The 8,916-nt window shown below is 73.5% G+C and carries 9 protein-coding genes and 1 pseudogene; 1 reads left to right on the top strand and 9 read right to left on the bottom strand.

The features are described from left to right. The 5 genes from ACQRUO_RS36925 to ACQRUO_RS36905 form a co-directional block, all read right to left on the bottom strand. On the bottom strand, nt 1-937 hold a 937-nt coding region (locus tag ACQRUO_RS36925; RefSeq protein ID WP_428320552.1), incomplete at its 3' end, for a hypothetical protein. Then, a complete protein-coding gene (locus ACQRUO_RS36920; RefSeq protein ID WP_428320551.1) occupies nt 934-1,470 on the bottom strand; it encodes a SigE family RNA polymerase sigma factor in 537 nt (178 codons plus the stop codon). The genes ACQRUO_RS36925 and ACQRUO_RS36920, both read right to left, overlap by 4 nt. 264 nt (nt 1,471-1,734) lie before the next feature. Next, nucleotides 1,735-2,805 carry an aspartate-semialdehyde dehydrogenase gene (locus ACQRUO_RS36915; protein WP_428320550.1) on the bottom strand — a complete coding sequence of 357 codons (1,071 nt, stop codon included), beginning with the start codon at nt 2,803-2,805 and terminating at the stop codon, nt 1,735-1,737. Continuing rightward, the gene (locus tag ACQRUO_RS36910; protein ID WP_428320549.1) at nt 2,802-4,082 is read right to left on the bottom strand and encodes an aspartate kinase; all 1,281 of its coding nucleotides are present in this window, start codon (nt 4,080-4,082) and stop codon (nt 2,802-2,804) included. The genes ACQRUO_RS36915 and ACQRUO_RS36910 overlap by 4 nt, the downstream gene beginning before the upstream one ends. Before the next feature lie 345 nt (nt 4,083-4,427). Beyond that, entirely contained in the window at nt 4,428-5,855 is a 1,428-nt protein-coding gene (locus ACQRUO_RS36905) for an MFS transporter (protein ID WP_428320548.1), read from the bottom strand. Nucleotides 5,856-5,965: 110 nt separating this feature from the next. Between ACQRUO_RS36905 and ACQRUO_RS36900 the strand changes: the two genes are divergently transcribed. Further along, nucleotides 5,966-6,502, top strand: coding sequence for a MarR family winged helix-turn-helix transcriptional regulator (locus tag ACQRUO_RS36900; protein WP_428320553.1), 537 nt, complete (start codon nt 5,966-5,968; stop codon nt 6,500-6,502). 59 nt (nt 6,503-6,561) lie between these two features. Here ACQRUO_RS36900 and ACQRUO_RS36895 read toward each other — a convergent pair whose 3' ends face one another. The 4 genes and pseudogenes from ACQRUO_RS36895 to ACQRUO_RS36880 form a co-directional block, all read right to left on the bottom strand. Further along, on the bottom strand, nt 6,562-7,218 hold the full coding sequence (locus ACQRUO_RS36895) for a DUF5063 domain-containing protein (protein WP_428320547.1): 657 nt from the start codon (nt 7,216-7,218) through the stop codon (nt 6,562-6,564). Beyond that, the gene (gene recR, locus ACQRUO_RS36890; RefSeq protein ID WP_428320546.1) at nt 7,211-7,810 is read right to left on the bottom strand and encodes a recombination mediator RecR; all 600 of its coding nucleotides are present in this window, start codon (nt 7,808-7,810) and stop codon (nt 7,211-7,213) included. Before recR ends, ACQRUO_RS36895 begins: the two co-directional genes overlap by 8 nt. Before the next feature lie 271 nt (nt 7,811-8,081). Then, the gene (locus tag ACQRUO_RS36885) at nt 8,082-8,426 is read right to left on the bottom strand and encodes a YbaB/EbfC family nucleoid-associated protein (RefSeq protein ID WP_428320545.1); all 345 of its coding nucleotides are present in this window, start codon (nt 8,424-8,426) and stop codon (nt 8,082-8,084) included. 195 nt (nt 8,427-8,621) lie between these two features. Further along, nucleotides 8,622-8,916, bottom strand: a pseudogene (locus tag ACQRUO_RS36880) (DNA polymerase III subunit gamma and tau); the annotation flags it as partial.

The following is an 8,916-nucleotide window of genomic DNA, read 5'->3' as shown; positions in this document are numbered from 1 at the left end:
GCGTGGGGGTGGCGGCTCCGCTGGCCGCCGGGGCGGCTGCGCTCGGGCTCGGGCTGGCCACCGGGGTGCCGCCGCTGCCGCCCGCGCCGCCCGCGGGGCAGGCCGTGTCCGGTTGGAAGGCGAACGGCAGCCGGTAGCCGCCGCCCGGGGCGAGCAGCAGGCGGCCGGGCAGGCCCGCCGGGTCCGGCAGTCCGCCGGCCGGGTCGCCGGCGGTGTGCGCGAGGACTCGCACCACCCCGGTGCCGCCGCCCAGCGTCGCGGTCACCGCGCCGCCGCCGTTCAGCTCGCAGGCGTGCCCGGAGACGTTGGTCACCGTGAAGGACCCGTAGTACCAGCCGTTGCCGTCCGCCGCCCCGGCCGTGCCCTGACCGCCGCCGAGGTCCGCCCGGCCGCAGTCGGGCACCGTGGGCGGCGCGGCGGGCGAGGCGCCCGGCGCGGCCGGCAACGTGGTCGCCGCGGTGGGGCTGCTGGAGACCGGGGTCGCGGAGCCGCTCGGGCTGCCGTCCACCGCGCCGCCGGCCGTGGACGGCACCGGCAGCGGAACCACCGGGCGCCCCCCGGTGGGGTGCGCGCTCGGGGCGGGCGTGCTGCTGCCGGTGCTGCCCGGCGCAGCGTCCGGGCTGCTCGCGGAGCCGTCCGAGAGCTGCAGGCCGCCGAGGCCGCGCAGAGTGGGCACGGCGGCGACCGAGACCATCACGATCAGTACCGCACCGGTCCACAGCTGCCGGTTGCGGGCCCGCCGGCGCGGGATCGCCCGGCGGATCCGGGGCAGCGCCCCGGCGTCGGGGTGCACGCCCTCGACCGCGCGGTGCAGCAGGTCGCGCACCACCTGTTCCTCGGCCTCGGACGGCTCCGGCCGCACGGACGGCGGGGCGGACCCGGCGCCGGGCGGCGGCCCGGCCTGCGGGGTCCGACGGGCGAACCGATCCTCAGTCATCGCTGCTCCCCATCGGCACCCGCGGCCCCCATCAGCACCCGCAGCGCCGCCAGCCCGCGTGAGCCGTAGGCCTTCACCGCGCCCACCGAGATGCCGAGCAGTTCGGCGGTCTGAGCTTCGGTCAGGTCGGCGTAGTAGCGCAGCACCAGGACCTCCCGTTGGCGGCGTTGCAGGCCCTGCAGGGCCGCCTTCAACTGGTCGCGTTCCAGAGCATCGTAGGCGCCCTCTTCTGCACTGGCCATGTCAGGCATGGGCTTGGGCAACAGGCGCAGCCCGAGCAGCCGCCGGCGCAGCGTGCTGCGCGACAGGTTGACCACGGTCTGCCGCAGGTAGGCGAGGGTCTTCTCCGGCTCGCGCACCCGCCGCCGGGCGGAGTGCACCCGGATGAACGCCTCCTGCACCACGTCCTCGCAGCTGGACTTGTCGTCCAGCAGCAGCGCGGCCAGCCGCAGCAGGGAGCGGTAGTGGGCTTGGTAGGTGGTCGTGAGCAGGTCGACGCTGGCGCCTGCCGTGTCGGTGGCGGCCGTGGTCATCGGCTCAACCGGCTGCCGCACGGCACCCCGCGGCACCCGTACCGTCGGCCCCACTGCTGCCACTGCCAGGTCTGTCACGACCGTTGGACACTCGATCCCCCCTCAGGGTTGCCCCGTCCGGGTGACATTCTTCCGCAAGGACCGGAGCCCCCTCCACACGAGGGGGCTCCGGAATCGGGTCGGCGCGCCGGCGGCCGGCTCGCGGGCAGTCGGGTCGCGGCCGGTCAGGCGGTCAGGCGGTCAGGCGGTCAGGCTTCCGGCCGGTCAGCCGCTCAGCTCGGCCGCGACCAGTTCGGCGATCTGAGCGGTGTTCAGCGCCGCGCCCTTGCGCAGGTTGTCGCCGCAGAGGAAGAGGTCCAGCGCGGTCGGGTCGTCGATCGAGCGGCGCACCCGCCCGACCCAGGTGGGGTCGGTGCCGACCACGTCGTTCGGGGTCGGGAACTCGCCGGCCGCCGGGTTGTCGTAGAGCACCACGCCCGGGGCCTGGGCCAGGATCTCCTGCGCCCGCTGCTGGGTCACCTCGCGCTCGAAGACCGCGTGCACGGCCAGCGAGTGCGTGGTGATCACCGGGATCCGCACGCAGGTCGCCGCGACCCTGAGGTACGGCAGCCCGAGGATCTTGCGGCTCTCGTCCCGGACCTTGAGCTCCTCGGAGGACCAGCCGTCCGCCCGCAGCGAGCCGGCCCACGGCACCGCGTTCAGCGCCAGCGGTGCCGCGAACGGGCCGCTGTCGCCGATCAGCGCCCGCAGGTCGCCGGCCTGCTCGCCGGCGCTGGTGCCGGCCACCGTCGCGGTCTGCGCGCGCAGCGCGTCGATCCCGGCCTGACCGGCCCCGGAGGCCGCCTGGTAGGAGGCGACCACCAGCTCGCTCAGTCCGAACTCGGAGTGCAGCGCACCGATCGCGACGATCATCGACAGGGTGGTGCAGTTGGGGTTGGCGATGATCCCGCGCGGCCGGATCCGGGCTGCGGCCGCGTTGACCTCGGGGACCACCAGCGGCACGTCCGGGTCCAGCCGGAAGGCGGCGGAGTTGTCCACCACCACCGTGCCCTTGGCCGCGGCGATCGGCGCCCACTGCGCGGAGACCTCGTCGGGCACGTCGAACAGCGCGACGTCGATGCCCTCGAAGGCCTCCTCGGTGAGCGCCACCACCTCGACCTGCTGCCCGCGCACGGTCAGCCGGCGGCCGGCCGAGCGCGCGGAGGCGATCAGCCGGATCTCGCCCCAGACGTCCTGCCGGGCGGAGAGGATGCCGAGCAGCACGGTGCCCACCGCGCCGGTGGCGCCGACCACCGCGAGGTTGGGTCGGCGCCCGGCCTCTCCGCCCGAGGTCACCGTCCGGTCCCGCCGTAGACGACGGCTTCGTCGCTGTCGCTGTCCAGCCCGAAGGCGCTGTGCACGGCGCGGACCGCCTCGGGCACGTCCTCGGCCCGGGTGACCACCGAGATGCGGATCTCCGAGGTGGAGATCAGCTCGATGTTGACGCCGGCCTCGGAGAGCGCCTCGAAGAAGGTCGCGGTGACCCCGGGGTTGGACTTCATGCCGGCGCCGACCAGCGAGATCTTGCCGATCGCGTCGTCGTAGCGGAGCGACTCGTAGCCGATGCCCTCCTTGACCCGGCCGAGCGCGTCGATGGCCTTCTGGCCCTCGGTCTTCGGCAGGGTGAAGGAGATGTCGGTGAGGCCGGTGGACGCGGCGGAGACGTTCTGCACCACCATGTCGATGTTGACCTCGGCGTCGGCGATGGCGCGGAAGATCCGGGCCGCCTCGCCCGGCTTGTCCGGCACCCCGACGACCGTGACCTTCGCCTCGGACGTGTCGTGGGCGACTCCGGAGATGATGGCCTGCTCCATCTCGCCCCCTTCGGGCTTGTTGGGGTTGCTGTTGCTGACGATGGTCCCCGGCAGACCGGAGAACGACGATCGTACGTGGATCGGGATGTTGTAGCGCCGCGCGTACTCCACACAGCGGTCCAGCAGCACCTTCGAGCCGGAGGACGCCAGTTCCAGCATGTCCTCGTAGGCGATCCAGTCGATCTTCCGGGCCTTCTTCACCACTCGCGGGTCGGCGGTGAAGACGCCGTCCACGTCGGTGTAGATCTCACAGACCTCGGCCTTGAGCGCGGCCGCCAGCGCGACCGCCGTGGTGTCGGAGCCGCCCCGACCCAGCGTGGTGATGTCCTTGCTGACCTGGGAGACGCCCTGGAAGCCGGCCACGATGGCGATGTTGCCCTCGTCCAGCGCGGAGCGGATCCGGCCCGGCGTCACGTCGATGATGCGCGCCTTGTTGTGGACCTGGTCGGTGATCACACCGGCCTGGCTGCCCGTGAAGGACTGGGCCTCGTGACCCAGGGATTTGATCGCCATCGCCAGCAGGGCCATGGAGATCCGCTCTCCGGCCGTCAGCAGCATGTCGAACTCGCGGCCGGCCGGAATGGGGGATACCTGCTCGGCGAGTTCGATCAGCTCGTCCGTCGTGTCGCCCATCGCGGACACCACGACCACGACCTCATGGCCGGCCTTCTTGGTGTCGACGATTCGACGGGCCACGCGCTTGATGCCCTCGGCATCCGCAACGGATGAGCCGCCGTACTTCTGCACGACAAGGCCCACGTGCGCTCCTCGACTGAGTCGTTTGTCGGGGGGTGGTGCCCGACGCGGGGTGGCGCCGTCCGGTCCCCCCAGACCCCCTGGGGAGGGGGTACTGCGGTCGCCGGTCAGTCTACCGAGCAGGGGGCGACCGTCTGCCGTTATCCATATCATGAGACTCACGTTTCAGCTGGTGAGCATGGGTTTGGTGGGCGGACCGGCGACTCTGCGGGGCGTGGGGGGCGGGGGCGGAGGATTCGCGGTGGCGGGGGTGGTGGGGCGGGGAATTGCCGGGGTGTGATCTTGGCGATTTCTTCGGGACGGGAGTGGTGAGAGGCGCCTGGGGGCCTGTCGGGGGCCCGAGCCGGGTCAGCAGGCGGTCGGCAGGGTGGCCGCTGCGGCGCGGGGTGCGGCGCTCGGCGCGGTGCTCGGCGCAGCGCTCGGCGCGGCGGGCCGGAGCACCCGGGTCGGGGTCGCCGCGACGTCCACCGCGGCCGGCAGCCGGCGCCCCAGCCGCAGCAGCACCGCGCCGCCGGCCAGCGCCGCCGCCGCGACCAGCAGCCAGGGCAGCCGGGCGTCCGCCGCCAGCAGCAGCGTGAAGAGCGAGGGCGCCAGCGTCCTGGCCAGCGACCAGGAGAGCTGGAAGGTCGCCAGGTAGCGACCGCGCAGCGCGACCGGCGCGGCGCTGGTGGCGAGCGCCGAGGAGGACGGGCTGTGCACCAGCTCGCCCAGCGTGGCGACCAGCACCAGCAGCAGCAGTCCGCCCATGGCCATCCAGAGCGCGTGCGGCCGCACCGTGCCCAGCACCGCCTGCCCGACCGCCGCCAGCGCGAAGAGCCCCGCCCCGGCCGCCGCCGTCCGGCTCCGGCGGCCGAAGCGCCGGGCCAACCGGGCCACCGGCACGCCCGCGACCGCGCAGAGCGCCGTGTTCAGCACGAAGGCCGCGCCGGTGAGCGACTGCGGCAGGTTCAGCCGGGTCGCCGCGAAGACCGGCAGCAGCACCGAGAGCGCCGAGTAGCCGAGCGCGATCAGGAAGTTCGCGCCGGTCAGCCCGAGGTAGGTCCGGTCGCCCAGGACGGTGCGGAAGCCGGGGGTGGGGACGGGGGTGGGGGCGGGAGCGGGAGTCGTGGCGGTCGGGCGCGGGGCCGTGGGGCGCTGGGCGGCGGGGCGCGGCGATGCCGGCACCCGGCGGGCGAGCAGGGCGGCGGCGAAGAAGCTGACCGCGTTGAGCCAGGCCGCCGCCGTGAAGCCGCGGTCGCCCAGCACCCCGATGATCAGCGAGGCGAGCAGCGTCCCGGCGCCCAGGCCCGCGTTGGACAGGCTGCGGGCGATCGCCTGCAGCCGCTCCACGTCCGCCCCGCGCGCCAGCTCGCCGATCCGCGCCTGCTGCGCGACCGGGAACCCGCGGTCGCCGATCGAGGTGAGCAGCGCCACCGCCCCGAAGGCGGGCAACGCGGTCGCGAACGGGTAGGCGGCGAAGCCCAGCCCGCGCACCACGTAGAGCGCCAGCTGCAACCGCCGCGCGCCGAACCGGTCCACCGCCGCCCCGACCAGCGGCAGCGCCGCCATCGCCGCGAACCCGGCCACCGTCAGCACGGCGCCGATCACCGGCAGCGGCAGCCCCGTGACGTGCCGGAAGAAGACCAGGCTGAACGGGACGTACATGCCGGAGCCGACCGAGTCGATCGCCATCCCGGTCAGCAGCGCGCGCTCGCCCGGCACCCGCTCGATCCGGTCGTTCCGGTATTTCCGGTCGGTCCGGTCGATCCGGTCCCTCGAAAGCCGGTTCAGCAGCACGGAGTCCCCCAGTCACGACGTCAGCATTGGATCAGCTGGAAGTAACTTACCACTAAGCTACTTAGATGCAATCGTTTTTGTGGCAGACTGGGGCCATGGAGCAGCAGAGGATGAGGATGCAGCCGGATCCGGGAACGTCGAACCGTGGGGTGGCGGTGCCGCCGGATGCTGTGGACGCCATCGTCGGACAGTGGCAGGTGGCCCGCCCCGAGCTGCAGACCGACGCGATGGAGGTCTTCGGCCGGATCTACCGGCTGGCCCGGCAGATGGGCGACCGGATCGAGAAGACCTACCAGCAGTGGGGCATCGGCCGCGGCGAGTTCGACGTGCTCGCCACGCTGCGCCGGGCCCCCGCCCCGCACGTGCTGTCACCGCGCGAGCTGACCGCCACCCTGATGCTCACCACCGGCGGCATGACCGGCCGGCTGGACAAGCTGGAGCGGGCCGGCCTGCTGACCCGCTCCCCCGACCCCGTGGACCGGCGCGGCCTGCGCATCACGCTCTCCGAGCAGGGGCTGACGGTGGTCGACCAGGCGGTGGCCGCGGGCCTGGCCGAGCAGCAGCGGGCCCTGGACGAGGCGGGCCTCGGCGGAGAGCCGGCGCAGCAGCTGAACGAGCTGCTGCGCCGGCTGCTCGCCACGCTCTGAGGGACCGCACACTCCAAGTGACCGACCGGCGGTCAGAACTCCAAGCGACCGACCGGCGGTCAGAGCCCCAGCTCGGCCGCCATCAGGTCACCGGCCGCCTGTTCCAGCTGCTCGTCCGTGAGTCCGTCGTCGTCGGTGTCGGCCCCGTCCGCCGCCGCGCCGATCGGGCTGTCCAGCCGGACGTGCGCGATCAGCGACTGCAGCGCGCGCAGCACCGCCGTGCAGGTCGAGCCCCAGGTGGAGAGGTAGGAGAACTGCCACCACCAGAGCGCCTCGCTGACCCGGCCCTCGTCGTAGTGGGTCAGCCCGTGCCGCAGGTCGCTGACCACGCCCGCCAGGTCGTCCGAGATCCGGAACGCGTTCGGCATCGCCGGCGGCCCGTACGGGTCGAAGACCTCGTGGTAGACGTCGATCGGGGCGAGCAGCTCGGCCAGGTGCTCGCGCAGCTCCACCCCGTCCGGCTCCGGCCCGGCGTCCGGCTCGAAGCGGTCCTCCGGGACGACGTCCTCGATCGCACCGAGCCGCCCGCCGGCCAGCAGCAGCTGGGAGACCTCCAGGAGCAGCAGTGAGACCGCGCTGCCCGGCTCGTCGCCCTTGGCGATCTCGGTCACCGCGAGCACGAAGCTCTTGATCGAGTCCGCGATCTGCACCGCGAAGTCGTCCGGCTCGGGTGTGTGGTCCGGATGCACCGCCTGGTACGCACTGTTGTCAGACATCGAGCAGTCGTCTCCCTTCGAAGGCCCGGCCGAGGGTGACCTCGTCGGCGTACTCCAAGTCCCCGCCGACGGGCAGCCCGCTCGCCAGCCGAGTCACCTTCAGGCCCATCGGCTTGCAGAGCCGGGCCAGGTAGGTGGCGGTCGCCTCCCCCTCCAGGTTGGGGTCTGTGGCCAGGATCAGCTCGCCGACGGTGCCGTCGGCCAGCCGGGCCAGCAGCTCGCGGATCCGCAGATCGTCCGGACCGACCCCCTCGATCGGGCTGATCGCGCCGCCGAGCACGTGGTACCGCCCACGGAACTCGCGGGTGCGCTCGATCGCCACCACGTCCTTGGGCTCCTCGACCACGCAGATCACCGTGAGGTCGCGGCGCGGGTCCAGGCAGACCCGGCACTGCTCGGCCTCGGCCACGTTGCCGCAGACCGCGCAGAACCGGACCTTCTCCTTGACCTCCAGCAACGCGTGCGCCAGCCGCCGCACGTCCACCGGGTCGGACTGCAGGATGTGGAAGGCGATCCGCTGCGCGCTCTTGGGCCCGACGCCGGGCAGCCTGCCCAGCTCGTCGATCAGGTCCTGAACAACGCCCTCGTACACCGCGCTACCTCTCCACTGGTCGAACGACCCGGCCGTTCCGCCGGTGCCATCATCCAACGAACCGGGCGCCGGACACACCGTCCGACGCCCGAAAATCGACTCTGATCGAACTGTTCCGCTCCACGACCGCCGAATGTCGATCAGCAGACGGCGGCGCCCGGTGGCCCGGTGGCCTGCGACGCCGTGGGGGCCGGGGCGCCCGTGGCGCGGGGCCGGCTGGGCGATCGATCGTTCAGTCCGCCGTTCGGTCAGCCGGTCAGGGGCCGGCCGGTCAGAACGGCAGGCCGGGGATCCCGCCGCCCATGCCGCCCAGCCCCTGGGTGAGCGGACCCATCCGCTCCGCCTGCAGCTTCTGCGCCGCCGCGTTGGCATCGCGGACCGCCGCGAGGACCAGGTCGGCGAGCGTCTCGGTGTCCTCCGGGTCCACCGCCGCCGGGGCGATGGTCAGCGCGACCAGCTCGCCGCTGCCGGTCACCGTCGCCTCGACCAGGCCACCGCCGGCGCTGCCGGTCAGCTTGGCCTCGGCCAGCTCCTGCTGGGCCTTGGCGAGGTCCTGCTGCATCTTCTGCGCCTGCTTGAGCAGCTGCTGCATGTTGGGCTGACCGCCAGGGAACACGGTTCACTCCTGCCTGTGGTGCCTGAGGTTGAGGTAACGGAAGGTCCTGGGCCGGAACGCACCCGGTCGCCCGTCGGACCGCATCGGGGTCGAGCCTACGCGTTCGGCGGCGGACGGCACCGGCCGCCGCCCCCGATCACGGTTCAGCAGCCGCGCCGGCCCCGATCGCGCACGGGTTCCGGCTGCGCTGCGGCCTCAGTTGCCGTGCTGGATCTCCTCCAGCACGGTCGCACCGAGCTCGCGCATGATCAGCTCCTGGCCCGAGACGCTCGACTCGGGCGCCTCGGTGATCGCCAGGTCGTCGGCCGACACCTCCTCGTCGTCCGGCCCCGTCGGGTAGTACTCGGCGGCCGGTGCACCCCCCTGCGGTGACTGCACTGCCCGCGGCGGCTGCGGGGCCGACGCCTGCACCGCGTACGGAGCCGGCGGGGACGGCGCCGCGGCGGGCCCCGGAGCCGGCGCGGCCGACTGGGCCGGCGGCACCGGCTCC

This window comes from Kitasatospora sp. LaBMicrA B282, from assembly GCF_050325825.1.
Lineage (GTDB): Bacteria > Actinomycetota > Actinomycetes > Streptomycetales > Streptomycetaceae > Kitasatospora.
The sequence above is the reverse complement of the archived record's forward strand: the minus strand, read 5'-3'. Positions and strand labels throughout refer to the sequence as shown.